This is a genomic window from Campylobacter showae (genome assembly GCF_900699785.1).
Classification (GTDB): domain Bacteria; phylum Campylobacterota; class Campylobacteria; order Campylobacterales; family Campylobacteraceae; genus Campylobacter_A; species Campylobacter_A showae_D.
Window position 1 is genome coordinate 434,940 of record NZ_LR535679.1, and the last position, 24,085, is coordinate 459,024.

Consider the following 24,085-nt stretch of genomic DNA (forward strand, 5'->3'; position numbering starts at 1 on the left):
GCTTTTTTATCTTTTGTGAAGCTAAAATAAATATAATTGATATCTAATTTTAAAATGCAAAGGAAAAACATGAGTTTCGTTAAGGAATTTAAAGAATTCGCGATGCGCGGTAACGTCATCGACATGGCCGTGGGCGTCGTGATCGGAGGGGCTTTCGGTAAGATCGTTAGCTCGCTAGTGGGCGACGTGATCATGCCGATAGTCGGCGTACTGACGGGCGGCGTAAATTTTACGGATTTAAAATTTACGCTAAAAGACGCGGTCGGTGATACGGCTGCCGTAACCGTAAACTACGGCTCGTTTATACAAACGATGGTCGATTTTACGATTATCGCGTTTTGTATTTTCTGCGTCGTTAAGGCTATAAATTCGCTCAAAAAACCAAAAGCGGAGGAGCCAAAAGCCCAGGAGCCTGCGCCGGTGCCTGAGGATATAGCGCTTCTAACCGAAATCAGAGATCTTTTAAAAAATAAATAAGAACGCAAATGCTAGAGCAAATCCCGTTTTTTCAGGAGCTAAACGAGGCTGAACTAAAAAGACTAGAAAATATCAGCATCCTAAAAAAATATAAAAAAGGCGAGTTTTTATTTATGGAGGGCGAGGAGTCAAAGTGGCTCCACCTCCTCATAAAAGGCTCTCTCAAGCTCTATAAAATCGGCCCTAAAGGCAAAGAGATTTTTATGCATCAGTTTAACGGGATTAGCTTCGTAGCCGAGCTTGCCAACTTTGAAAATATCAAATTTCCGGCGACGGCGATATTTTTAACCGGCGGCGAGGTACTAAAAATCGACTACGATAAATTTTACGCCGAGTTTTTATCAAACCCGCGCGTATCGCTACAAATAATCAAATCGCTCTCGCAAAAGCTAAAAATCGCAAGCGAGCTGATACACCAAGAACTTGTGCTAAACTCCGAGGCCAAGGTCGCGAGCTTTCTCGTTAACCACGCCGATCTTTTTAACGAGCTAAAACACATCAAAATCGCTTCCATCCTCAACATCACTCCGGAAACGTTTTCAAGGATATTGGCGAAATTTAAAACCCAAAATTTGATTGAACTAGACGCAAATAATAAAATCGTAAATATCGCTACAAGCGAACTTTTGGAGATGTTTGAGGGATAAATTCGGCTTGCCGATTTCATAAATTTAACTCAAATTTTACTTCGCAACCAATCCGCTAGAATTTTAGAAATTTGATCAAATTTGACGGCATTTAACGCCGAATTTAAACGCGGAATTTTAATTTTTCTTCTTTTGTGCAGCCTCGGTATCTGCTAGCGAGGTGATTTCGTATTTTTTATCGATATAGCCCATTTCTAGTAGCTTATTAAAGATTTTAGCCGTGAGAGGTCCGGCAGCCAGACCGCCGTGTCCGCCGTGCTCGATGATAACGGTAACGGCATAACGAGGCTCCTCGTATGGTCCGTAAGTCGTGACCCATGCGTGCGAGCGGCGTAGATACTCCATATCCTCTTCTTTCATACGCTTTTTTTCAGCCTGTGAGATGCCCACGACCTGCGCGGTACCCGTTTTTGCCGCTAGCGTTATCTTTGCCTCTTTAAAATATTTATGCGCGGTGCCTTTTTTATGATTTACGACCTCATACATCGCCTTTTGGATGTACGGGAGTTGCTTTTTCTCAAACGGCGTAAGGATATCGTCCTCCGGCTCAAATTTAACCTCCTCGCCGTTTACGCTGCGTAAAAAATGCGGGACGATATTTTTCCCCGTAGCCAGGATGCCCGTATAGCGCACCACCTGCATCGGCGTCACGAGGAAGTTGCCCTGTCCGATCGAGGTGATTAGCGTCTCGCCCTGATACCACGGCTGAGCGTATTTTTGCATCTTCCACTCGCGTCCTGGCACGATACCGACAAATTCGTTAGGTAGATCCACTCCGCTTTTTTGCCCAAAACCCAACCGCTCTAAAACCGGGGTTATAGCGTCGATACCGACCTTTAAGCTGCCTTTATAAAAATAATCGTCGCAGCTCTCTCGGATGGCCGAGTTCATATCCATAAAACCGTGTCCATAGACGTTCCAGCAGCGGAAATTTCGTCCTCCAAGCTCAAATGAGCCAGAGCAAAAATACCCATCGGAGCGGCTCATCTTGCCGGTGTCTAAAAACGCCATCGCCACGCCCATTTTTATAACCGAGCCCGGCGGATAAAGGCCGTTTACGAGCTTGTTCGTAAAGGGATGATCGATACTTTTAACAAGCTCGTCCCATTTAGCCTGCGATAACCCCGTAACAAACGGATTTAGATCATACTCGGGGAAGCTGCCAGCAGCCAGTATCGAGCCGTCTTTCACGTCCATAACGATGATGACGCCCGCGTTATCGCCGAAAATTTCCTCGATGTATTTTTGCATCTCAAGGTCGATCGTAAGCGATATATCCGAGCTTTGCGGGTAGCTCACGGATATCTCCTCGACCTCCTGATTTAGCGCGTTTACTTTTACCTTTCGCACGCCCTCTTGCCCCTGCAAGACGGAGTTATAAAAGCGCTCCGTGCCGCTTCTACCCGTGTGATTGGTTAGCTTTGCGACAGGGTCGGACTCGACGTCTTGCTGGTTTGCGCGGCCGACGTAGCCGATGATGTGCGAGGCTAAATTTGCATAAGGATAGTGGCGCTTGGATGCCGGTTTAACCTCTAAATTTTCTCGCAGAGAAAGCTCGGCTATACGCGGTATCATCTTGTCATAATCCATAAAATCGATAATCTGAATAAAATCTTGATTATAAGGCGAGTCGGCCTTGACGTATTCGCGCTTTAGTTTCGTGACGTTTAAGTCCTCAAACAAATTTTGTAAATTTGCAAGCTCGGCGTCTAAAATCTCCGCCCTCTTGCCGCTTAGATGCGGCTTTAACGCGACGGAAAAACCGAGGCGATTTACTGCCATCGGACGGCCTTTGGCGTCCAAAATCAGTCCTCTAACGGGAGCTAGATACTGCGTTTTTACCGCATTTTGCTCGGCGATCTCTTCGTAAAAGTCGTTTGATTTGACGCTAAGATAATAAACGCGCACCAGCAAAAGCACCCAGACGCTAAATATGATGCCAAACACTATACGCATCCTCATAAGCGCCCCTTAAACAAAACTACCGCTAAAACGGACTCTACGCCGACGTAGATCAGGTACTCGTAGTCAAATTTTAGCATCGGCAAATTTGCCGCGTAAGAGATAAAAGAGCTGGTGGCACAAGTCCAAACATAACCGCTAGCGACGAATCCGACAGTCAAAAGCTCTCTTGATTTTAGCGTAACGATGAGCCAATCAGACATCAAATAATAAAAAAGCATAAACGCAATCACCGCCGAAAACAGAGCAAATCCGTGCGCCTGCTCGGCAAAAGTGAGGTAAAATAGACAAAAATACCACTCCTTGCCAAACTCCTTGAGCGTCTTTTGTTTTTGCAAGGTTAGCATGATCATGTAAGTAAAAAATATCCCTATAAGAGGCGGCAGATGCGTAAATACGGTCGTTATGCTCTGATAAAACACAAGAAAAGCAACCCAAGCAAGCTGCTTTAAAAACCGCTTCTCCGCGCCAAGTCTTCGCATCGCCGCACTCGTTCGCATCGTTATAGGTTTTTAGCTAAATTTGCAAATTTAGCTAGGAAATTTGATGGTAAAAATGCCAAAATTTGCCTGCGGCTTTTTGATTTCATTACAGCCCCAGCGCGTTTAGATATATAAGCCCATTTGCCTTTTCTACGCCCGTTTTTTTAAGCGCCGAAACGAAATGCGCGCCCGGATAGACTTTTAAAACCGCACTTTTTTGGCTTTGATTTAGCTTGTCTGATTTTGTGAGAAAATTTAAAATTTTTTGATCGGGGCGCAGGAAGCTTTGCAGATAATCATTCACGTCCCTATCGATTTGCATATCAAACTGGCGCGAGTCGATGAGATGCACGAAAAGCTTGATGTTGGCTCTAAATTTTAAATATTCGTCAAGGTTTTTTTTCCACTGCGCGTGCATGCTTTTAGCCACTTTGGCGTATCCAAAGCCCGGCAGATCGACGAAGGTCAAATTTGCCCTCTCCTCGCTTAGTTCGCCTTGCTCGTTTTTGATACCGCGCGCATACTCGACCTCGAAAAAATTTATGAGGCGCGTTTTGCCCGGCGTCGAGCTGCTTTTGGCTAGGCCTTTTTGATTAACCAGGGCGTTTATGAGGCTGCTTTTACCGACGTTTGAGCGCCCCAAAAACGCTACTTCGCTAGAATTTGCAGGCGGAGCCAGCGAGATGTCGGGCGCTGAAACGAGAAATTTTGCGTTTAAAACGCGGATCACTTTTTGTCCTCGACCTGGAATATAAATTTAACCGGCTCTTTTTTGCCGCTGTTTACGTTATACGTTCCGCTGTTTTGATTGACGGTGATCTTTTCGCCGTAGACTTTTTTATCGGTTTCTATCTCGTGTAAAAATCCGTTGCCGTTTATCGTATATAAATTCGGCGCAGGCTCGTAAATAAGCTCGCTACCGCTACCGTCGTATGTTTTATTTTTGATAAATACTCTAAATTTGGCGTTGCCCGAGGCTACGTATTTGGTTGGATTTTTCTTGGAATCAAAATAAATAATAACCTTGTCCGCCGTCAATACGTCTTTACCTTTGGTGATTTTTACTTTGCCGCTAAATTCGCCCATAAATTTACTCTCGTCGGCAAAAAAATTATCGGCATTAACCTCTACCTGCTCGGCAAATAACGGCAGAAAGCAAAATACCAGCAGAGTTCCTATCGCCTTTCTTGCTCTATCCATCCTTGAAATCCTTTTATTTTAGTTGTTTTTAAATTCAAATCATAAATTAAACTATTGCCGGTAATTTTATCCCCGTTTTGAGTCATAACGAACGGGGTATTACTGATGGCTATTTTTTTCTTTATATCATAAGTGGCTTCATTAGACACAAATTTAAGGTTTTCGTTGTTTATATATCTAACATTATTTTTAAATTTTAATAAATCTTCTTGATAAATCGCCTCATCCGAACTGATATTGTGCTCCTTGTCGCCCATTATCGCCACGCCTTTAAATTTTAAACACTCGTCTCTATCTTTATATCTATTGCACGTATCGGCTTCATATCTGGCGTTTACTGCAGTGGCGTTCATCTCGTAGTCCGTGACCACGCTCATCTGCATGCTCGCGCTCACCTCGCCGCCGCTTAAAAGATCGCTATAGTAAGGCTCCTCAATCGCCAAATAAACCATCGCCACGCTAAAAACGCTAACGACTAGGTAAAAAATCCTTATAACCAACGTTTAGCCCACTCTTGCATTAGGCCCTCGCTACGGATAAGTATCTCTATCATCTCGCGCACCGCGCCGTTGCCGCCTTTGTAGTTTAGTTTCGTTCTTACTTCAAGCTCTTTGATTGCGTTTTTTGGCTTAAAGCTCCATCCGACGCTTTTTAGCAGCTTGTAGTCGTTATAATCATCGCCTATAGCTGCAGCGCTTTCAAACTCCAGCCCTTCAAATTCTAGTATCTGTTTTGCGACTTCAAGCTTATCGCTAACGCCTTGATAGACGTGCGTTATCTTTAAATCCTGCGCCCTTTTTTCGACGATAGGCGAGCTTCTGCCCGTGATGATCGCGACTTTTTTCCCGAGCTTTAGCCAGCTCTCGATAGCATATCCGTCCTTGACGTCAAAAAATTTAAGCTCGTCGCCGTTTGGGCTATAGACGATCTTGCCGTCGGTTAGGCAACCATCGACGTCTAAAAATATAATCTCTATCATAGCACGCCTTTCGTGCTAGGTACGCCGACTCTGGAGTTTTTGGCCAGAGCCCTTCTTAGCGCGACGGCGCAGGCCTTAAAGCTAGCCTCCAAAATATGATGAGAGTTTCGTCCGCGGATTTTAGAGATATGCAGCGTAATCGCGGCATTAAAAGCCAGAGCCTGGAAAAATTCGTTTGTCAGCTCTACGTCAAATTCGCCGACTTTGCCCTCGTTTATACTTTCATATACCAAAAACGGGCGATTTGAGAGGTCAAGGGCACAGTTTACCGCTGCCTCATCCATAACCACCGTTGCTTCGCCAAATCTCTCGACTCCGCTAAGCGGATAAATTTTCTCGCGCAAAGCCTGCCCGATGACGATACCCACATCCTCTACGCTATGATGAAAATCCACGTGCAAATCGCCCCTGCAGACAAGCTTCATATCAAAAAGAGCGTGCTTGCAAAAAGCCTCGAGCATATGATCGAAAAATCCTATGCCTGTGTTTATCTCGGCTTTACCGCTACCGTAAATTTCAAGCTCTAGGCTAATATCCGTCTCTTTTGTCTTTCTTTGCATTTTATTCCCTCACGAAAAATGCGCCAGAGATGTGCCCTGCGCTTATGAAGTCTTTTGCTTCCTCTTCGCTTCTAAAGCCGCTTATAAATACTCTGTAAATTTTACCGCCGTCAAGCTCGTAGGACTTTATAACGGTATCATAAGCGCCATTGCCGTATTGCCCCGCATGCTGCTGCTTAAAGGCATTTGCGCCGCTTAAATTTTTAAATGCACCGATTTGCACCATGAAAATACCGCCAACAAAAGTTTGTTGTTGCTGTTGTTGCGGCTGCGACTTAGTCTGAGCGCTCGGTTTTTGCGAGCTAGGTTGTTTTGAGCTAGGCTGCGACGATGCTACGACCGCTGCTCCGCCGACATTGCCGTTAAAGCCGACGACCTCTAGTAAAACCGGAGCCGTACCGGCGTTAAACACGTCAAGTTTCACCGCACCCGTTTTTGACAGGTCTATCACGCGCCCTGCAACGAAAGGTCCGCGGTCGTTGATACGTACGATGATATTTTTACCGTTTTTTATATTCGTCACGCGCACCATCGTGTTCATCGGCAGAGTCTTGTGCGCCGCCGTCATAGCGTGCATATCATAGGTCTCGCCGTTTGACGTCTTTTTACCGTGAAAATCCGGACCGTACCAGCTGGCTATACCGCTAGCTCTATCGCCGACTTTTACGACGGTTGGATAGTAGGTTTTACCGTTTATGGTGTATGGGCGCATGGTTGCTTCATGCATGCCCTTTGAGCTATTTATCTTGCCGCTTTTTTTTGAGCCGCCGCTACCGGTTATCCCGCCAAACGGCGAAGTCAAGAACGAACAGCCGCTCATAAAAAATACGAAAAATAGACTAAAAAATATAAATTTAGCCCTACTCGGTTGCGGCAAGTTTGGCTCCGATCGAGCTGTTTGAGCTCATAAGCGTATTAGCTTCTTTTAAATCCTCAAGCGCTACGTCAAATTTCTGCGAAACCTCCCCGAGCGTATCGCCGCTTTTAACCATGTACTCGGCTAGGTAGTTGACGTTTTGCTCGCTTGGTATGACTAGCTTTTGATTAGGCTTGATCTCATTTGAGGCAAGGTCGTTATACTCTTTTATGATTTTATGATTTACGCCAGTTTTTTTAGCTATAGTTAGCAACGTGTCGCTTTCTTTGACGGTATAAATCTCAAATTTTCTATTTTGCGCCGCCTCGAAGTTATCGCTAAACATTTTCTTTTTGTTTGATGGGATATAAAGATAATAAGGCTTTTCCGTCGGCGGAGTGTAGACGAATTTTAGATGCATATTGTATTCTTTCATCTTTTTTAGGCTAAGCCCTATGCTGTCTCCGACCTCCATTAGCGTTGTGCCGCCCGGAACGTCTATTTTTGATAATTCTATGCCATTCGTACCGCTTAGAGCCTGCGTTTTAGCTAGTAAATTTTCCTGCTCTTTGGCTATGTGCGCGATAGTTAAAATTTTCTTTACGAATCTTTTCGTCTCTTTTGGGATGTAGCTTTTTTTATCGTCTAGCAATGTAGCTAGATCAGTGGTTCCGGCTTTTCTGATGCCCTCTCTTAACCTTGCTTCGCCGCAGTTATAGGCCATCATCGCAAGATACCATTTGCCAAAGTCGTTTTTTAGGCTTTGTAGATATTTTGTAGCTGCGGCGGTGGCTGCCATCGGGTCTTTTCGCTCGTCGGTGTACTTATCGACTCTAAGGCCGTAAAGCTTCGCCGTAGACTCCATAAACTGCCAAATTCCGATAGCTTTTTTACTGGAAACTATATTATTTGAAAACCCGGACTCAGTCATAGCAAGATATAAAAACGACTCCGGTATACCTGAGTCTTTTATGATCTTTTGAAGCATCGGGATGTGTTTGTAGCCGTTTTTGACGGTATCGGTAAACTCTTTTCTCTTACCGTCCTTGATGGAATTTTTTATAGAAGCGTAGTGAGAGCTTTGTAAAAATTTAGCGTCTATGTCGAATTCTTTTAATATCATCTTTTGGGTTTGCTCTGCGTCGTTGCTAGCCGCGGTCGCGAAAAGCCACCCCGTACATGCTAGACACAGCATTATTACTCTAAAGATTTTCATTTTTCTCCTTGATTACGTGTTAAATTTCATAAAGATTTTCTTCGCGTTTTTCGTTGTTATTTCCATTACCTCTTCTTCTTTTAAATTTAAAATCTCGGCCATCTTTGTTGCGACAAGACGCGCAAAGGCAGGCTCGTTTCTACGGCCCCCCCTAAAGGGCTCAGGCGTCAGATACGGCGCGTCGGTTTCAAGTAGCAACCTATCTCGCGGAATTTGGGGCAAAATTTGAACCAAATTTTTCGCGTTTTTAAAGGTCAAAACCCCGCCGATACCAAAGTAAAACTCGCCCATCTTTGCAAGCTCTAGAAGCAAAGGCGAAGCGTTATAGCAATGCAAAACCGCTCCGACCAGCCTGCTTGCATACTCTTTTAAGATATTAAAACTATCTTCGTTTGCATCTCTAATATGCAAAATGACCGGCAAATTTAACTCTACCGCCATATCAAGCTGCGCTCTAAACACGCGCTTTTGTTCCGCTTTTTCAAGCTCTTTTTCATTTTCGTCTTTAGGCAAGCGGAAGTAATCAAGCCCGCACTCGCCCACGGCAACGCACTTTTCGTCTTTTGCAAATTTATAAAGAACGTCCTTGTTAAATCCATCCTTATCATACGGATGAACTCCGACGGCAAAAAATACATTTTCAAATTCGCGGGTTATTTTAGCCGCTTTTGGTAAATCATTAATATCAGCACCAGGTATCAGCACCCCGCCGACGCCGTTTTCTCGGGCATTTGCTATAACTTTTACCAGATCGCTATCAAAGCTTTCATCGTCCAAATGACAGTGAGTGTCTATTATCATCAGGCTATTTCTACCCTATTTCGCCCGTTTTCTTTTGCTCTATAAAGAGCCTCGTCGGCAAGCTCTAAAAGCTCATCTAATCTATAATCGCTTCTACTAAAGGCCACTCCGATAGAGACGGTAAATTTTATCTGCTCTTTTTTTAGTCGCACTTTGCAGTTTGCGATGCTAGCTCTTAAATTTACGAAAAATTTAACCGCCTCTTCGTTTGAGACATTTTTTAGTACGATACAAAATTCTTCCCCGCCGAATCTCGCTACCAAATCGCCTTTTTTGGTCTCGTCGATCAGCTTTTTAGCTAACGTCTTTAACGCCCTGTCGCCGCCGTCGTGACCGTAAGTATCGTTTATCTGTTTAAAATGATCGATATCCAGCATCGCCACCGCATAAGGCTCGGCACGCTCCTCGGCATAGGCCAAGTATTCGTTCATATCGTCGTAAAAATACCTTCTATTATAAACGCCCGTCAGGAAGTCCTTGTTCGCAAAATCGGCGATTTGATTTATGTTTTCCATCGCTTCGATTAGATTATTTACCCTACAAATAAGCTCTTCTTTTACAAAGGGCTTAGCGATAAAATCATTCGCTCCGTTTTTCAAAAATATCGCGCCGTTTACGTTTTCGCTCGGACTCGTCATCATTAAAACGCCGATTTGATTTTTATCGCCCGCAGCTCTTATCTCTTTTAGCACCTCAAGGCCGTCTTTTACGGGCATCCTATAGTCGCAAACGACAAGTTTCATGTCGGGGTTATCGGCAAAATAACTCATCGCTTCCTCGCCGTGAGCGGCGGTAAACACCTGAAACTGAAGGCTAGTTAGGATTTTTTTAAGATTATTTCTAAAAGGCGCCGAGTCCTCGGCAACCATTACCTTATATTGTCTATTTTTGCTTAGGCGATTTATGATCTTAAATATATAATTTATATCGTCCATATTGCCTTTATAGACGTAGTCTACGATGTCTTTATGGATGAAGCTCTCTCTGGTGGCATCATCCATACTACCCGTTAGCACGATGCTAGGCAGTCCTTTTGAGATGACGTAGTCCACGATTTCGCCGTTTGGAGCGTCGGGTAAATTTAGATCAAGCAGCGCGATAAAATACTCTTTTGGATCGCTTAAAAAAGCTTGCGCTTCAGCCATAGTGTACGCCACATCGATCTCCATCTCGACCTTATCTTCCATCTTTTTGGCGATCAGTCTAGCCAGCGCTTTGTTGTCTTCTACTATTAAAATTTTATTTTTTTCCATCTATTCTCGTTCAAAATTTTTTTCAAATATACCATTACTTTTCTTTTTTCAACCTAAATTTTAAGCCAAACTTAAACAACCAAAAGTTGACGGGCGAAATTTATCGCTTCCTCAGTTATGCGTTCGCCGCTTATCATACGGGCCAGCTCGTTTACGCGCTCCTCGTTTTTTAGCTCCCTTACGTTCGAGGTTTCGCCGCGCTTTTCGACTAGAAAATGCGAATCGGCTTTAGAGCTTAACTGCGGCTGATGCGAGATAGCGAAAATTTGATAAAATTTGGCCAAGCTTAGCAGCACGTTTGCGATACTCATCGCCTCTTTTCCGCTTAGATTCGCGTCTATTTCATCTAGGATTATGACGCCCTCGCCGCCTCCGGTGATCTTGCTTTCGCTCGCTATAAAAGCTAGCCTTAAGCGGTTTAGCTCGCCCGAGCTTAGATTTTTTAGCGCCGTCTCGTTTAGGCTCAAATTTACCTCGTCCCTGCCGGCGGCGTCTAGGGTTTTACTATTTATCTTTAATGAAATCTCGCTCATATAAAGCTCTTTTAGAAACGAATTTATGAGCGCTTCAAGCTCCTTTAAATTTGCCACGCGAGCTTGGCTGATTTTGTCCGCCAGCGCATTTACCGCGGCTTCGTTTTGCTTAAATTTACGCTCCAGCTCGCTCTTTTCAAAGCTTATATTTTCGTATCTTGCTAGCTCGGCTTTGCGCGTTTTTAGCGTCTGGAGCGCCTCCTCCTCGCCGCCATAGCGACGCACGAGCGAGTTTATCGCCTCGATGCGGTCTAGCACGCCCTCGATATCTACGTCTTCTAGCTCGTCCATGTTTAGATTTTCGCGCGCTACTCGCAGCTCGTTCATCGCCTCTTCAAAGAAGCTACTATCGATATCGCTGATATTTAGCGCGTCCGTCACGGCCTGCTCGAAATTAAAAATTTGCTCCGCCCTATTCCACGCTTCTAAAATTTTATCCTTTTTACTAAGGCGTTTTTTTAGCTCCATTAGCTCGTCAAATTCGCCGATTTTGGGACTCACGCTTTCTATTTTATTGATTTCAAAAGAGGCAAATTCCTTTAGCTCCTCCACCCTTTTTTCTTCGTCGATTATTTTTTTCAGCTCGCGCGAGATCTGGCTAAATTCCTCAAATTTGAGCCTAAATTCGCTCAAAATTTCGTTAAATTTAGCGTCTTTTTTGGCTTGCAAGCTATCAAGCAAATTTAAAAATCTCTCGTTTTCAAATTCGTTTATTTCCTTTGCGGATAGGTATTTGACGTGCTCTTTTGCGATGCTGGCGAGATTTTTCTTAGAAACGGCTTGCGAGTTTATAAAGTAGCGCGTCGTTTTGTCGCGAAAAAGCTTAAAGGTATTTATTTCCTCGCTCTCAAGACCGAATTCCTCAAGGTTAAATTTATGCGAGACGTCGGCCTCTATCAGCTTTGCTTCGCTATCTTTTAGCCCCAAAACCGCCATTATCGAACCCATCAAGACCGATTTGCCCGCGCCGCTCACGCCCGTAAATACGCTAAGTCCGCGCCCGAAATTTAACTCGACGTTTTCAAAACTCAAATTTTGCTTTATCAAAATCCGCTCAATCATTATAACCCCAATGCAGTTTTTCTTTTAAAATTTGAAAATAATCTCTCCCGACGTGGCGGATTAGCCTCGCCGTACTCGCGCTTAGCGTCATGCTCACGCTCTCAAGCTCGCTCATCTTATACCTATCCTGCCCGTCGATAACCAGCACTGCCGCGCTTGAAGTTTTAAATTTGATCTCAAATCCGCGCGGAAGCACGACCGGGCGCTGCGTGAGCGAGTGCGAGCAAACGGGCGTAACCAAAAACACCTCGCTCAAAGGATAGGTTATCGCCCCGCCCGCGCTCATGTTGTATCCGGTTGAACCCACGGGTGTAGAGACGATGACGCCGTCGCCAAAATACGCGTTAAAGTATTTTTCGTTCCAAAAAGCCTCCACGTGCGTCATAGAACCCACCTTTTCGCCCACGATTACGGCGTCGTTAAATGCGATTTTATGCAAAATTTCCCCACTTTTTTTGTGCAAAAAAACGTCAAGCATAAAAGGGGTTTCGACCTCAAATTTACCCGCAAAAAACTCGGCGAAAAATTTCTCGCATTCATTCATCGTGATATCGGTCAAAAATCCTAGCCTGCCCGCGTGGATGCCCAGCACGAAGGGTGAAATCTCGGCTGCATTTCTACAAAGCGAGATGATCGTGCCGTCGCCTCCGAGCGAGATCAAAAAATCGCACTTTTTAGCCAGCTCGCGCACCTCAAATCCTTGCAAATTCGAGCCCTCTTTTAAATTTAGATGTTTAGCGAGCGCGTTTTCAAACAAAATTTGAACGCCGTACCTAGCCAAAATTTCGCGCAAAATTCGCGCGTTTTTGACCGCGTCGCCGTTGATTTTCGCGACTAATCCGACCGTTTTTATCTCGGAAGGAAGCAATAAATTCTCTTTTTTCATAGGGCGGATTTTATCACATTTTGTTTTAAAAAAGCTGGGAGCAAGCAAAATTCTAGTATAATCGGCGCGTTAAAAACAGCAAAAGGAGTGAAAATGCGTAGCCATTACTGCACTGATTTAAGCAGTGCCGACATAGGCAAAGAAGTTACGCTTTGCGGCTGGGTAAATACCTACCGCGACCACGGTGGCGTTATATTTTTGGACCTGCGCGATCGCACGGGACTGATCCAGATCGTCTGCGATCCGGCAGATAGCAAGAGCTCTCACGAGGCCGCATCGCACGTTCGCGACGAGTACGTGCTAAGGATAAAAGGTAAAGTCCGCGCTCGCGGCGAAGGCCTGGTAAATCCGCGCCTAAAAACGGGCGAGATCGAAGTAGTCGCAAACGAAGTGATAGTAGAAAACCCGAGCGAGCCGCTGCCTTTCGTCATCGGCGACGAGAGCGTAAACGAGGACATCAGACTAAAATACAGATTTTTAGACCTTAGAAACGAGAAACTTCAAAATATCTTTAAAATGCGCTCAAAAGCGGCGATCGCGGCTAGAAACAGCCTAGATAAAATGGGCTTTATCGAGTTTGAAACGCCGATTTTAACCCGCGCGACGCCGGAAGGCGCAAGAGACTATCTAGTGCCTAGCCGCGTATATCCGGGTCAGTTTTACGCCCTACCGCAAAGCCCGCAGCTTTTTAAACAGCTTTTGATGTGCTCTGGCTTTGATAAATATTTCCAGATCGCAAAATGCTTCCGCGACGAGGACTTGCGCGCGGATAGACAACCTGAATTTACGCAGATAGATATCGAGATGAGCTTCATCGAGCAAGAAGACATCCTAAATATGGCCGAAACCATGCTAAAAGACGTCTTTGCCGCCTGCGGATACGACATCCAAATACCTTTCCGCCGAATGAGCTACAAAGAGGCTACCGAGACCTACGGCAGCGACAAACCCGATCTGCGCTACGATCTAAAGATGATCGACGTTATCGACATTTTTGCGCGCTCGTCAAATGAAATATTTAGCAAGATCGCGAGCGAGCCTAAGAAAAACCGCGTCAAAGCGCTAAAAGTGCCAAACGGCGATAATATCTTTAGTAAGCGCGAGATGAACCGCTTTGAGGAATTCGTCCGTAAATTCGGCGCTCAAGGCCTTGGCTACTTCCAGATGAAAGAGGATGGGCTAAAAGGACCGCTTTGCAAATTTTTCGAGCAAAGCGACCTTGACGAGATTGTAGCTCGCTGCGAGCTAAAAGTCGGCGACGTCGTATTTTTCGGCGCCGGCAAGAAAAAAGTCGTGCTTGACTACATGGGTCGATTTAGGATTTTCCTCGCCGAGCAAATGGGCATCATCGACCAAAACAAAATGGAGTTTTTATGGGTGCTTGACTTCCCGATGTTTGAGCAAAACGACGACGGCAGCTACTCAGCCATGCACCATCCGTTTACCATGCCTAAAAACATCGACGAGCCCGATCTCGAGGACATCCTTTCGGTCGCTCACGACGTAGTGCTTAACGGCTATGAGCTTGGCGGCGGTAGCGTGAGGATACACAAAAACGACGTTCAGCAAAAGGTATTTAAGCTACTAGGCATCGACGAGGCCGAGCAACGCGAGAAATTCGGCTTCTTGCTTGACGCGTTAAGCTTCGGTGCGCCTCCGCACGGCGGTATCGCGATCGGCTTTGACAGGCTAAATATGCTAGTAAACAAAACCGGCTCGATCCGCGACGTCATCGCCTTCCCTAAAACCCAGCGCGCTCAGTGCCCGCTAACTAAGGCGCCTAGCGAAGCTAGCGGCGAGCAGCTAAGGGAGTTGGGGTTAAGGCTGCGAGAAAAAGAAAAATAAGCTTGAAAGCGTCGTCTCGCCGCGCTATACGTCGTTGGTTTTAAAATTTGGCGCTCCGCAGGCTATACGCCTAGCGCACGCTTAAATTTTAAAACCGCCTAGTCTAGCTTGGCGATACTTCCGCTACAAATTTAGTTGATTTTATTTTTTATTGAAAGAAAAAGCAAAGCATTAAAATCGTCGTACGATATTTCTGCTTTAACTTTTTATAACAAAAATGAAGGTGAAGCATTTTTCGCTTAGACGAGGCGGATTTTAAATTTTAAGCGCAGATAGAACATGTAGTTCATCGAGCTTAAAATTTAAAATCCAACGAAGTATAAGTAGAAAAAGACAAGCCGTTTTAAAGGAAATTTTATGAAAAAACTATTTTTAATCATCGGCGCTCCAGGCTCCGGCAAAACCACCGACGCATCGCTAATCGCGCAAGAAGATACCAAATTTGCGCACTTCTCGACCGGTGATCTGCTTCGTGCAGAGGTTGCCAGCGGTTCAGAGCTTGGCAAACTAATCGACGGCTTTATCTCAAAGGGCAACCTAGTCCCGCTTGATGTCGTCGTAAACGCGATCGTCTCGGCGATCAAAAGCTCAGATAAATCAAACGTCATCATCGACGGTTACCCGCGCAGCGTCGAGCAGATGACCGAGCTAGACAAGGTTCTAGCCGCGCAAAACGAGATCGCATTAAAAGGCGTGATCGAAGTGGACGTTAGCGAAGCCGTCGCACGCGAGAGAGTACTCGGACGAGCACGCGGAGCCGACGACAACAACGAGGTTTTCAACAACCGCATGAAGGTTTATCTAGAGCCGATCGAGGCGATACGCAAATTTTACAAAGAAAAAGGCCTGCTCTACGTCGTAAACGGCGAGCGTGCGATCGAGCCTATTGTAGCCGACGTCGAAGCTCTCGTAAATAACCTATAAACATTATTTTAGAGCCTCAAGCTAGGCTCTAAATTTAAACTTTCCATAAATCCAAATTAACAAAAAATTCACGAAATATCATTAAAATTCGCCCTATGATTTCACGAAAATCACATCAAATTTAAAGGATGCGTAATGTTTAAAAAAATAGTTTTATCAGCGGCTCTTGCAAGCGCTATGTTTGCTGCGGGCGGATTTACGGGCGTTAGCTCAAATGCGCAAAGTACGACAAATAAAGGCGGCTTCGTCGGCAAGGGAGCCATGAGCGCAAGCACGGTAAAACAAGCCATAGCGCTACCGGATGACGCTCGCGTCGTGCTTGAGGGCAAGATCGTCTCCGAGTTTCGCCCCGAGCACTACCAGTTCGTCGATAAAAACGGCGACACGATCGAAGTCGAGATTGATCACAAAGACTGGAGAGGCGTAACCGTCGATGAAAACACGCCCGTGCGTATCTACGGCGAGGTTGATAAGGACTTTATGAAAACCTCTATCGACGTAAAAACTATCGAAATAATCAAATAATTTTAGGGCGGTTCGCCGCCTTAAATTTCCTCTAATTTTAAGTTTTCCAACCCTACTTTGCTGATAAGCGAATTTTGCGCTCTAGCTTCAAATTTGCCGTAGTAAGACCCATCAAATTTTAGCTCGCAAAAGTTCTCGTTTTACTCCAAATTTAGCCGAGATTTTATATAATCCCTTACTTAAATTTCAAGGCAATTATCTCAAAATCTTTTGGCGAGATAGGGGCTTTACAAAGGATTAAAATGGACGTTTCAAAAATCAAAGCAGGCTCAAACCCGGACAAAATCAACGCCGTGATCGAGATCCCATACGGCTCGAACATCAAATACGAGATCGACAAAGATAGCGGCGCGGTCGTAGTCGATCGCGTGCTCTACTCGGCGATGTTCTACCCGGCAAACTACGGCTTCGTACCAAACACGCTCGCAGCAGACGGCGATCCTGCCGATATCTTGGTGCTAAACGAATATCCGCTGCAAGCAGGTAGCGTGATCCAGTGCCGCCTGATCGGCGTGCTCGTGATGGAGGACGAAGCAGGTATGGACGAGAAGCTACTGGCCGTACCGGTAACCAAGATCGACCCGAGATTTGACGGGATCAAGAGCTACAAAGACCTACCTGAAGCCACTCTAAATAAGGTCAAAAACTTCTTTGAAACTTATAAAATTTTAGAGCCTAACAAATGGGTCAAGGTTAAAGAATTTAAAGACGCCGATGCCGCGAAAGAGATCCTGGACGCGGCAATAAAAAATTATAAATAAGCCGCTCTCCCGGCTTGCTTGGCCACCGTTTCGTTCAACTCAAACAAGCGGCGGCCGAGTTTAAACTATCGAAAAATCAAAAGGATAAAAATGGATATATTAAAGTTACTTTTGAGCAACTCCAGCGGTATGATAGACGCGATGTCGCAAAAAAGCGGACTGGCGGCAAACGACGTAGAGGCCGTAGTTTCTAAGATTGCGCCGATTTTCATGCAAAGAGCGAACGAAAATTTTAAATCAGACGCGGATTCGTCCAATTTCCTAGATATGATCCGCCGCTCAAACCTTGACGAGATGACTGACGCCCCGCAAAACATCAGCGTCGCCGAGGGCAACGAGCTGCTTGGCGTACTAACGGGCTCAAAAGAAAACAGCAGGGCTCTAGCTAGCGACGTGGGTTCGCAGCTGGGCATCAGCGCGGACTCTATCAAAACCTTGCTACCGATGATCGCGCCGATGATCGCAGGCATGCTAAACAATCAGCTAAAAGCCTCAAATTTGCAAGGCTCTGCAGATAGCGGCTACATGATGTCGATGCTAACGCAGTTTTTAGATCAGAACAAAGACGGCTCGATCGTGGACGATATTTTTAGGATCGCAGGCGACTTTTTTGGTAAAAAATAGGCGAATTTCGCCTATTTTAGCCGTTGGGACTTTTTGCGTTCTACTAAATTTACGGCTTTTTATAGCTCGCCAAAAACCGCTTTTCTTTCACTGCCGCTTCTCTGTGACAGAGCGTCAAATTCTCTTCCTTTAATGAACCCCTACTTTGCCTTTACATATACGAATATTGCGCCCCTTATTCCAAATTTGACAAATTTGGTTTATGAACATAAAGCAGCGTCGCGCAAATAAAATTTAAGAGATTTGAGATTGCGCTTATTTCAGCCCTTTTTTGAGCTTTCTAACGAGAAATCTCGCCAAATGAAGCTCGTCAAAAAGCGATTTTTCTATACAAAGCGGACGGTCGAAAATAAGATCGCAGATGAGCTCCGCACCAAGCACGGCCGTACAAAGCCCGCGCGAGCCGTGAGCGGTGCTCGCATATACGTTAGGTACGTATTTTGGATGCGGATTGGACTTGCCTTTCGTCCAAAGTAGCGATTTGTAGGTATCTTTATAAAAATGCTCGTCGTAAAGCCGCCCGATAAGCGGAAAGCGGTCGCCGCTATAGCTACGGTAACCGACTTTTGAGCCAATTATTCGGACGTTTTGCAGTACTTTAGGCGCGATGTTTGAGCTGTTGTTTTCAGGCCTAGCCAAATTTGACGCATCTCGCGCCTGTACGGGGTTACTCGCGGTTTTGGCGCACAAACCTATGTTTTTACTCAAATTTATATCGTTCCTACTCGCTTCTAAACGATTTAAATTTTCAGCGTCGCCGTCTCGGCCGATGGTCAAATTTGTATCTTGCGCACCACTTAAATTTAGTCGCTCGTTTTTTGCAAATTTGCCGTCCAAAAACTCGGCGACGTCGGCTAAATTTTTCTCGTCGTCGCTAGGGCGCGACTCGTCCAAAAAAAGATTTCTATCATAAGTCGCGCCGATCACCTGCACGCCATCTACAGGCGGACAAATGTAGCCTTTGGCGCTAAAAGGCGCAGACGTCCAGACGGTCGGCTCGATATGCGTGACCTGGCCGCGCACAGAGCTAAGCCTGATGTCGTAGTCCGCAAAAAGCTCCATACTCTCGCTGCCGATAGCAAGCACGAGCACGTCGGCGTCAATGCTTCGTCCGTCCTTAAAGTGCGCTCTAACCGCGCCGCCCCCAAGCGCCTCAAAGCCCGTAAATTCGCAGTTTAAAAGCGTTTTTATGTCTGCGCTTGCAGCCTTACACATCTTTCTAGGGCGAGCTTTTGCGCCGTTAAAGATAAACGCGCTAGCGTAAGGCTCGTCATCAAATTTTAGCTCAAAAACGCCGTTATCCGCGTCAAATTCGCGCCACTCGTAAAAGCGCTCCAGGGTCTTTTGCTCGTATGCGTAGTCCGTCGCACCGCAAAACTCTATCTCCTGGGCGCCGAGGTTTTGGCCGTAAAAGCGCGCCGCCTGCAAAAAGGCGTTCATATGCATGCGGCCTAAATTTACGGTTGGTTTCGTGATAAGCGGCATCAAAATCCCGCAGTGATTTCCAGAGCCGTTTAGCGCGATGTCGCCGCACTTTTCGGCGATCGTGACCTTTAAACCTTGCTCGCGCAACTTAAACGCGCAAACGCAGCCAGCCACGCCGCCGCCGATAACTAGCGCCGTCTTTGGAGCGATCGTTGTGGCGGGATCAAATCTGCTAAACCAAATCTCGCTTCTAGCTTGTCGCTCGCCCGCAAATTTAGCACGTAGCATCTCGCGCTTTTTGCCGTAGCCTTTTAGCAAATTTACCTCAAAGCCGCTATCTTGCAGGGCTCTTTTTAACGCGCCCGAGGCCGAATACGTGCAAACAGCGGCGCCGGGAGCGCATAAATTTGCGATTTTAGCACAAACCCGCTCGCTCCACATAGCTTCGTTTTTAGCGGGAGCAAAGCCATCCATAAAAACGGCATCCGCGATAAAGCTAAGCTCGTCCAAAACCTCGTCCACGTCGCCAAAGCACAAAGTAAGCGTGACGTTTGGGGACAAATTTAGCCTATGAAATCCGCAAACAAGCGGCGGATAGGCATCCAAAAGCTTGCCAGAAACATCCGCAAGCTCGCTAAAATTCGCGTAAATTTTGGCTAGATCGTCTCTAGCGATCGGCGTTTTTTCGATACTTACGAAATTTAAAAATTTATCCGAGTTTTTAAATCTTTTAAAAGCGCAGAGGAAATTTAACCCCGCGCCAAACCCCGTCTCAAGTACGTTGAATTCGCTCTTTTTCTCCCAAATTTCATCAAAAACGGAGTTAAAAACGTACTCGCTTTGCCCTATGGGATCATCTGCATTAAAGTAAATGTCGTCAAATTCGGGACTAAATGGAATGCCGTCTTTAAAAACGACTCGCGCGCTTTTCATTGCTGGTTTGAAAAATAGACGTCTATGCCGTCCGCAAGCCCCTTGGCTAGGGCGTCTTGGTATTTTGAGTTATTTATGAGCTCGCCCTCGTCTGGGTGAGTGATGTAGCCGACCTCAAGCAGCACCGCTGGCATCAGCGCGCCTACTAGCACCCAAAAAGGCGCCTCGCGAACGCCGCCGTCGGATGCCTTTGAGCTCACCGATTTAGCTCGCGCTAAAACTTCGCGCTGAACGTCGATGGCGAGCTTGTTTGAGGCGATGATTTTCTCGCGGTTAAGGAAATTTAAAAATGTCTGCTTAGAAAAATAGTTCATCTCCTCGATGTCGGATTTGTTTTCCAGCGCGGCGGCGTTTTTGCTGCGCTCGGAACGAGCCGGCGAGAGGAAAAACGTCTCGATACCGCGCATAGTCGCCGCCTTAGTCTTGTTTGGTGCGGCATTTGCATGGATGGAGATAAAGAGATCTGCAGCCTTGTCGTTGGCGTATTTCGTGCGGTCGCGAAGGTTGATAAATTTATCCTTGCTACGCGTGTAATAAACCTTGTAGCCGCGTCCTTGTAGCTCCTTGCCCGCCTTTTGCGCGATACTTAGCACGACGTTTTTTTCTTTTAAAGAGCCGTTTATGGCGCCAGGATCGTCGCCTCCGTGCCCAGCGTCAAGGACGATAACTTTGCCTTTAGCGCTTGTAATTTTTTTAGCGCTTGTAGTTTTTACGGGCGCCAGCACAATTTCCTGCTCGTCTTTTTTAGTGGTGCTTTGAGTACTTTTTGCATCCGTCTTGGCCTGCGCGGTAGCTTTTTCCTGCTTTTGCTGAGCGAGCTTTTGATTTTGAGCTTGAGATTGAGCGGTTTTTTGCTGTTGCGGCGCTTGCGCTATTTCAGGCTTTGGCTTGGCCGCGTTTTTTTGGGCTTCTTGCTTTTGTTCTAGCTTAGCTTGTTCGATTTTTTTCTTTTCGGCCATCTGCCTAGCTTGTATCTGAGCCTGCTTCAGGTCGATCGTTTTTTCTACGTTTTGTTTTTGCGAGATTTGCGATTTTTGATGATTGTCTTTTGCTGCGGATTGTTTGGAGTTTAAATTTTCATTTTTTACGGATTTTTGCTCTTGCGTGGGAGAGGCCTTTTTAAAAACTAGCGACCGATCTTCGGCCCTTAGCTTTAAATTTATCTCAAATTTGTTCACGAAAACCACCCTCACGGTGCTCGCGTCAAACTGACTTATACGGACCTCATCGACCAAAAATCCTTTTATACTCTCTACCGTTCCGGCGCTCCAAACGCCCTTAAACTGGTATATATCCCTATATAAGCCTTTTTGATTTAGGGTAAATTTATTGATATCGCTGCCGCTTAGCTGCCTATTAAATTTTAGCTCCAAGCTATCGCTACCCCTGATCACGGAAACTAGCGTAAGCTTGTCCTGCTCGGCCGGGTTTTTCTTGTTTACCGGCGCAGAGAGTTGCTTTAGCTCGGTGGGCTTTTGTTTGGCTTCTTTTTGATCTTTTACCTCGGGCTGCTTAGGCTTTGGCGCCTCTTTTTCTTTTTTAGGCGCAGGTGCAGCTTTTGGCTGCGGCAGGCCCTTTAGCTCTTTTTCGTACGACTTCGTATCCAGCCCCAGAGCTTTTGCGCTTTTTATCAGACGCTGCAGAGACTTTGCGGTTAGCTCCTTGTCGTTATGCATGATGGATCTAACGTACAGCACGCGCAGTTCTTGATGAAATTCCGTCTTTTTCTTGCTACTTGCGCCGTCAAATTCGCGGTCGAATTTATCAAAAAAGCCGTCGTTCGCAAACGCCGCCGCCAATAAAAATAAAATTACAAAAATTTTTCTAATTATCTTCGCCATTTATCAGTTTTTCAAATAGTTCTTTCACGCTTATTATCTCGTTTAGCTTGTAGCCGTTTGCGCCCGTGAAAAATAGCCCAGTCTCCTTGCGCCCCTCAAAGGCGTCGTAGAGGCGATCCGCGATACAGTATCCTACCTCTTTGGCCTCTTTGCCACGCTGACACGGACTTACGCAGTTGCTTACGCAGCTGATTTTCGGCCCTTGGCGTTTATCGACTAGATTTATCAAATTTGTCCTAACGCCGCGCGCTGGGTAGCCTACGGGACTTTTGATTAACTCGATGTCCTCTTTTTTGGCCGCAAGAAGTACTTGCTTAAACTCTTCGCTAGCGTCGCACTCGTACGTACCGATAAAGCGAGTGCCCATCTGCACGCCGTTTGCGCCAAGCGAAATAGCCCTATCGATGTCGTTTTTATCCCAGATACCGCCCGCCGCAAATAACGGAAAATCGCCCCACTGCTTTATCTCTTCGCTAACGGGCGTTATCAAATTTTCAAGTCTATATGCCGGATCGATGCACTGCTCGTACGTAAAGCCCTGATGCCCGCCGCTAAGAGGTCCTTCTAGCACCACGGCGTCCGGAAGCCTGCTGTAGCGTCCCTGCCAGCGTTTGCAGATTATTTTTAGCGCCTTTGCCGAGGATACGATAGGAACCAAAGCCACATCCGGGTAATCTACCGTAAATTCAGGCAAATTCGTAGGCAACCCCGCGCCCGTAATAATCACGTTTATACCGTGGTCGCAGGCGTCTTTTACGATGCGTTCGTAGTCGTTGCTTGCGTATAGGATATTTACCCCAAGAGGCCTGTCGCCGCAAATTTTACGCGCGTTATCGATGACGGCTTTTAGCCCCTCTCGCGAGTAGAAATTTCCGCTACCGTAGGGCTTAGCGTTTAGCTCTTTGGTGATATATTTTCGCCCTTCGTAGTAGCCCGTCCCAACAGAGCTTATGACGCCTAGGCCGCCTTCTAGGCTGACGTTTCCTGCGAGCCTATCCCAGCTGATACCAAGCCCCATTCCGCCTTGGATTATCGGATATTTTATATCGTATTTTCCGATTTTTACGGGTTGCATCAGCTTACCTTTAGTTTTGCAAATTTACGCTTGCCTACTTGCAAGACGTATTCGCCGGCACCAAGCTTTAGCTGCTCGTCGGCGATCTTTTCTTGATTTAAGCTCACGGCGTTTGCCGCGATGTCTCGGCGCGCCTGAGAGCTGCTGGCGCAGAGTCCGCAGTGAGTAAGCGCCTGCACGATCCAAACCGGAGCTGAGAGTTCAAACTCGTCCATCTCGGTCGGGATCAAATTTTGCGAGTGCACGCGGTCAAATTCGGCCTTCGCCTCTTTTGCCGCCGCTTCGCCGTTATATCTAGCCGTGATTTCTAGCGCGAGAGCCTCTTTTACGGCTTTTGGGTGAGCTTTGCCGCTAGCTACGTCCGTTTTTAAATTTGCGATTTCTTCCGCGCTTTTGTCGCTTAGTAGCTCGTACCAGCGCCACATCAAATCATCGCTTACGCTTAAAATTTTAGCAAACATATCGTTTGGCTCATCGGTCACGCCGATGTAGTTTCCTAGACTCTTGCTCATTTTATTTACGCCGTCAAGTCCCTCTAAAAGCGGCATCATTATGACGGCTTGCTCTTTGCCGACGTTGTAAACTCGCTGTAAAGTTCGCCCCATCAGAAGGTTAAATTTTTGATCCGTACCACCCATCTCGATATCGCACTTCATCGCGACGCTGTCGTAGCCCTGAAGCAGCGGGTATAAAAATTCGCTTATCGAGATCGAGGCGCCGCTTTTGTATCTTTTCTCAAAATCATCGCGCTCAAGCATCCTAGCCACAGCAAAGATGCTGGTTAGCTCCACGATACCCGCAGCCCCCAGCTCGTTTAGCCACTTGGAGTTAAACATTATCTTTGTTTTTTGCGGGTCTAAGATTTTAAAAACTTGCTCCTCGTAGGTTTTGGCGTTTGCCGCGACGGTCTCGCGGTCTAGTTTTTTACGCGTCTGGCTTTTGCCGCTTGGATCGCCGATTTGCCCCGTGAAATCGCCTATCAAAAACTGCACTATCGCACCGTGTTTTTGCAAAAGAGCCATCTTTTGAAGCACTACGGTGTGGCCTAGGTGCAGATCGGGAGCCGTCGGGTCAAAGCCTGCTTTAACGTAGAAATTTTCGCCCTTTTCATAGTAGTTTTTTACTAAATTTTCGACGCGCTCCTCGTCTATCATCTCGGCGACGCCCTTTTTTATATCGCTCATTATTTTGCTCAAATTTTCGCCCATTTTCTCTCCT

At 46.1% G+C, this 24,085-nt stretch carries 24 protein-coding genes; 7 read left to right on the forward strand and 17 right to left on the reverse strand.

What is annotated here, in order from left to right:
- The first annotated feature begins 69 nt into the window (after positions 1-69).
- Together mscL and E4V70_RS02150 are read left to right on the forward strand one after the other, a co-directional pair.
- Positions 70-477 (forward strand): large-conductance mechanosensitive channel protein MscL, encoded by a 408-nt coding sequence (gene mscL, locus E4V70_RS02145; protein WP_122862091.1) that lies wholly within the window; start codon positions 70-72, stop codon positions 475-477.
- Positions 478-485: 8 nt separating this feature from the next.
- Positions 486-1,124 carry a Crp/Fnr family transcriptional regulator gene (locus E4V70_RS02150; protein ID WP_122862090.1) on the forward strand — a complete coding sequence of 213 codons (639 nt, stop codon included), beginning with the start codon at positions 486-488 and terminating at the stop codon, positions 1,122-1,124.
- Between the two features lie 117 nt (positions 1,125-1,241).
- Here the strand turns inward: E4V70_RS02150 and mrdA are convergent, their stop codons facing one another.
- The 13 genes from mrdA to E4V70_RS02215 all read right to left on the reverse strand — a co-directional run bounded on the left by mrdA (position 1,242) and on the right by E4V70_RS02215 (position 12,914).
- Positions 1,242-3,086: a penicillin-binding protein 2 gene (gene mrdA / locus E4V70_RS02155; RefSeq protein WP_122862089.1), complete on the reverse strand. Its 1,845-nt coding sequence runs from the start codon at positions 3,084-3,086 to the stop codon at positions 1,242-1,244.
- On the reverse strand, positions 3,083-3,568 hold the full coding sequence (locus E4V70_RS02160; RefSeq protein WP_122862088.1) for a hypothetical protein: 486 nt from the start codon (positions 3,566-3,568) through the stop codon (positions 3,083-3,085). Before E4V70_RS02160 ends, mrdA begins: the two co-directional genes overlap by 4 nt.
- Positions 3,569-3,674: 106 nt before the next feature.
- Positions 3,675-4,298, reverse strand: coding sequence for a ribosome biogenesis GTP-binding protein YihA/YsxC (yihA, locus tag E4V70_RS02165; protein WP_122862087.1), 624 nt, complete (start codon positions 4,296-4,298; stop codon positions 3,675-3,677).
- A complete protein-coding gene (gene lptA, locus E4V70_RS02170) occupies positions 4,295-4,768 on the reverse strand; it encodes a lipopolysaccharide transport periplasmic protein LptA (protein ID WP_122862086.1) in 474 nt (157 codons plus the stop codon). The genes yihA and lptA overlap by 4 nt, the downstream gene beginning before the upstream one ends.
- Complete coding sequence (gene lptC, locus E4V70_RS02175) at positions 4,744-5,268, reverse strand: LPS export ABC transporter periplasmic protein LptC (protein ID WP_122862085.1); 525 nt, start codon at positions 5,266-5,268, stop codon at positions 4,744-4,746. The genes lptA and lptC overlap by 25 nt, the downstream gene beginning before the upstream one ends.
- Positions 5,259-5,747 carry a KdsC family phosphatase gene (locus tag E4V70_RS02180; RefSeq protein ID WP_122862084.1) on the reverse strand — a complete coding sequence of 163 codons (489 nt, stop codon included), beginning with the start codon at positions 5,745-5,747 and terminating at the stop codon, positions 5,259-5,261. Before E4V70_RS02180 ends, lptC begins: the two co-directional genes overlap by 10 nt.
- Entirely contained in the window at positions 5,744-6,307 is a 564-nt protein-coding gene (gene hisB / locus E4V70_RS02185; RefSeq protein WP_122862083.1) for an imidazoleglycerol-phosphate dehydratase HisB, read from the reverse strand. The genes E4V70_RS02180 and hisB overlap by 4 nt, the downstream gene beginning before the upstream one ends.
- 1 nt (position 6,308) lies before the next feature.
- Entirely contained in the window at positions 6,309-7,184 is an 876-nt protein-coding gene (locus E4V70_RS02190; RefSeq protein WP_172603243.1) for a septal ring lytic transglycosylase RlpA family protein, read from the reverse strand.
- On the reverse strand, positions 7,168-8,379 hold the full coding sequence (locus E4V70_RS02195) for a lytic transglycosylase domain-containing protein (RefSeq protein ID WP_122862082.1): 1,212 nt from the start codon (positions 8,377-8,379) through the stop codon (positions 7,168-7,170). The genes E4V70_RS02190 and E4V70_RS02195 overlap by 17 nt, the downstream gene beginning before the upstream one ends.
- Before the next feature lie 12 nt (positions 8,380-8,391).
- The gene (locus E4V70_RS02200) at positions 8,392-9,180 is read right to left on the reverse strand and encodes a TatD family hydrolase (RefSeq protein WP_122862081.1); all 789 of its coding nucleotides are present in this window, start codon (positions 9,178-9,180) and stop codon (positions 8,392-8,394) included.
- On the reverse strand, positions 9,180-10,433 hold the full coding sequence (locus E4V70_RS02205; RefSeq protein ID WP_122862080.1) for a GGDEF domain-containing response regulator: 1,254 nt from the start codon (positions 10,431-10,433) through the stop codon (positions 9,180-9,182). The genes E4V70_RS02200 and E4V70_RS02205 overlap by 1 nt, the downstream gene beginning before the upstream one ends.
- A gap of 71 nt (positions 10,434-10,504) precedes the next feature.
- Positions 10,505-12,028: an AAA family ATPase gene (locus tag E4V70_RS02210; protein WP_122862079.1), complete on the reverse strand. Its 1,524-nt coding sequence runs from the start codon at positions 12,026-12,028 to the stop codon at positions 10,505-10,507.
- Complete coding sequence (locus tag E4V70_RS02215; RefSeq protein ID WP_163026439.1) at positions 12,021-12,914, reverse strand: NAD(+) kinase; 894 nt, start codon at positions 12,912-12,914, stop codon at positions 12,021-12,023. The genes E4V70_RS02210 and E4V70_RS02215 overlap by 8 nt, the downstream gene beginning before the upstream one ends.
- Before the next feature lie 93 nt (positions 12,915-13,007).
- On the opposite strand from E4V70_RS02215, the gene aspS reads away from it, so the two are divergent.
- The 5 genes from aspS (at position 13,008) to E4V70_RS02240 (ending at position 17,593) form a co-directional block, all read left to right on the forward strand.
- On the forward strand, positions 13,008-14,759 hold the full coding sequence (gene aspS / locus E4V70_RS02220) for an aspartate--tRNA ligase (RefSeq protein ID WP_122862077.1): 1,752 nt from the start codon (positions 13,008-13,010) through the stop codon (positions 14,757-14,759).
- Positions 14,760-15,116: 357 nt separating this feature from the next.
- Positions 15,117-15,683, forward strand: a complete 567-nt coding sequence (locus E4V70_RS02225) for an adenylate kinase (RefSeq protein ID WP_122862076.1) — start codon at positions 15,117-15,119, stop codon at positions 15,681-15,683.
- A 135-nt stretch (positions 15,684-15,818) separates the two neighbouring features.
- Complete coding sequence (locus E4V70_RS02230) at positions 15,819-16,208, forward strand: YgiW/YdeI family stress tolerance OB fold protein (RefSeq protein WP_122862075.1); 390 nt, start codon at positions 15,819-15,821, stop codon at positions 16,206-16,208.
- Positions 16,209-16,450: 242 nt separating this feature from the next.
- Positions 16,451-16,969, forward strand: coding sequence for an inorganic diphosphatase (gene ppa, locus E4V70_RS02235; protein ID WP_122862074.1), 519 nt, complete (start codon positions 16,451-16,453; stop codon positions 16,967-16,969).
- A gap of 90 nt (positions 16,970-17,059) precedes the next feature.
- Positions 17,060-17,593, forward strand: coding sequence for a DUF937 domain-containing protein (locus tag E4V70_RS02240; RefSeq protein WP_122862073.1), 534 nt, complete (start codon positions 17,060-17,062; stop codon positions 17,591-17,593).
- Between the two features lie 255 nt (positions 17,594-17,848).
- Here the strand turns inward: E4V70_RS02240 and mnmC are convergent, their stop codons facing one another.
- From mnmC to tyrS, 4 genes are read right to left on the reverse strand one after another with little or no spacing between them, the layout of a single operon-like run.
- On the reverse strand, positions 17,849-19,951 hold the full coding sequence (gene mnmC / locus E4V70_RS02245) for a bifunctional tRNA (5-methylaminomethyl-2-thiouridine)(34)-methyltransferase MnmC2/FAD-dependent 5-carboxymethylaminomethyl-2-thiouridine(34) oxidoreductase MnmC1 (RefSeq protein ID WP_122862072.1): 2,103 nt from the start codon (positions 19,949-19,951) through the stop codon (positions 17,849-17,851).
- Positions 19,948-21,792, reverse strand: coding sequence for an N-acetylmuramoyl-L-alanine amidase (locus E4V70_RS02250; RefSeq protein ID WP_122862071.1), 1,845 nt, complete (start codon positions 21,790-21,792; stop codon positions 19,948-19,950). Before E4V70_RS02250 ends, mnmC begins: the two co-directional genes overlap by 4 nt.
- Positions 21,776-22,867, reverse strand: a complete 1,092-nt coding sequence (locus E4V70_RS02255) for a nitronate monooxygenase (RefSeq protein WP_122862070.1) — start codon at positions 22,865-22,867, stop codon at positions 21,776-21,778. The genes E4V70_RS02250 and E4V70_RS02255 overlap by 17 nt, the downstream gene beginning before the upstream one ends.
- Positions 22,867-24,075: a tyrosine--tRNA ligase gene (gene tyrS / locus E4V70_RS02260; protein ID WP_122862069.1), complete on the reverse strand. Its 1,209-nt coding sequence runs from the start codon at positions 24,073-24,075 to the stop codon at positions 22,867-22,869. The genes E4V70_RS02255 and tyrS overlap by 1 nt, the downstream gene beginning before the upstream one ends.
- Positions 24,076-24,085: the final 10 nt, after the last annotated feature.

What these genes read in the sequence shown, in the direction of transcription:
- mscL (WP_122862091.1), top strand. Translation starts at nt 70, where the DNA reads ATGAGTTTCGTTAAGGAATTTAAAGAATTCGCGATGCGCGGTAACGTC.
- E4V70_RS02150 (WP_122862090.1), top strand. Translation starts at nt 486, where the DNA reads ATGCTAGAGCAAATCCCGTTTTTTCAGGAGCTAAACGAGGCTGAACTA.
- mrdA (WP_122862089.1), bottom strand. Translation starts at nt 3,086, where the DNA reads ATGAGGATGCGTATAGTGTTTGGCATCATATTTAGCGTCTGGGTGCTT.
- E4V70_RS02160 (WP_122862088.1), bottom strand. Translation starts at nt 3,568, where the DNA reads ATGCGAAGACTTGGCGCGGAGAAGCGGTTTTTAAAGCAGCTTGCTTGG.
- lptA (WP_122862086.1), bottom strand. Translation starts at nt 4,768, where the DNA reads ATGGATAGAGCAAGAAAGGCGATAGGAACTCTGCTGGTATTTTGCTTT.
- E4V70_RS02180 (WP_122862084.1), bottom strand. Translation starts at nt 5,747, where the DNA reads ATGATAGAGATTATATTTTTAGACGTCGATGGTTGCCTAACCGACGGC.
- hisB (WP_122862083.1), bottom strand. Translation starts at nt 6,307, where the DNA reads ATGCAAAGAAAGACAAAAGAGACGGATATTAGCCTAGAGCTTGAAATT.
- E4V70_RS02195 (WP_122862082.1), bottom strand. Translation starts at nt 8,379, where the DNA reads ATGAAAATCTTTAGAGTAATAATGCTGTGTCTAGCATGTACGGGGTGG.
- E4V70_RS02200 (WP_122862081.1), bottom strand. Translation starts at nt 9,180, where the DNA reads ATGATAATAGACACTCACTGTCATTTGGACGATGAAAGCTTTGATAGC.
- E4V70_RS02205 (WP_122862080.1), bottom strand. Translation starts at nt 10,433, where the DNA reads ATGGAAAAAAATAAAATTTTAATAGTAGAAGACAACAAAGCGCTGGCT.
- E4V70_RS02210 (WP_122862079.1), bottom strand. Translation starts at nt 12,028, where the DNA reads ATGATTGAGCGGATTTTGATAAAGCAAAATTTGAGTTTTGAAAACGTC.
- E4V70_RS02215 (WP_163026439.1), bottom strand. Translation starts at nt 12,914, where the DNA reads ATGAAAAAAGAGAATTTATTGCTTCCTTCCGAGATAAAAACGGTCGGA.
- aspS (WP_122862077.1), top strand. Translation starts at nt 13,008, where the DNA reads ATGCGTAGCCATTACTGCACTGATTTAAGCAGTGCCGACATAGGCAAA.
- E4V70_RS02225 (WP_122862076.1), top strand. Translation starts at nt 15,117, where the DNA reads ATGAAAAAACTATTTTTAATCATCGGCGCTCCAGGCTCCGGCAAAACC.
- E4V70_RS02230 (WP_122862075.1), top strand. Translation starts at nt 15,819, where the DNA reads ATGTTTAAAAAAATAGTTTTATCAGCGGCTCTTGCAAGCGCTATGTTT.
- ppa (WP_122862074.1), top strand. Translation starts at nt 16,451, where the DNA reads ATGGACGTTTCAAAAATCAAAGCAGGCTCAAACCCGGACAAAATCAAC.
- E4V70_RS02240 (WP_122862073.1), top strand. Translation starts at nt 17,060, where the DNA reads ATGGATATATTAAAGTTACTTTTGAGCAACTCCAGCGGTATGATAGAC.
- mnmC (WP_122862072.1), bottom strand. Translation starts at nt 19,951, where the DNA reads ATGAAAAGCGCGCGAGTCGTTTTTAAAGACGGCATTCCATTTAGTCCC.
- E4V70_RS02250 (WP_122862071.1), bottom strand. Translation starts at nt 21,792, where the DNA reads ATGGCGAAGATAATTAGAAAAATTTTTGTAATTTTATTTTTATTGGCG.
- E4V70_RS02255 (WP_122862070.1), bottom strand. Translation starts at nt 22,867, where the DNA reads ATGCAACCCGTAAAAATCGGAAAATACGATATAAAATATCCGATAATC.
- tyrS (WP_122862069.1), bottom strand. Translation starts at nt 24,075, where the DNA reads ATGGGCGAAAATTTGAGCAAAATAATGAGCGATATAAAAAAGGGCGTC.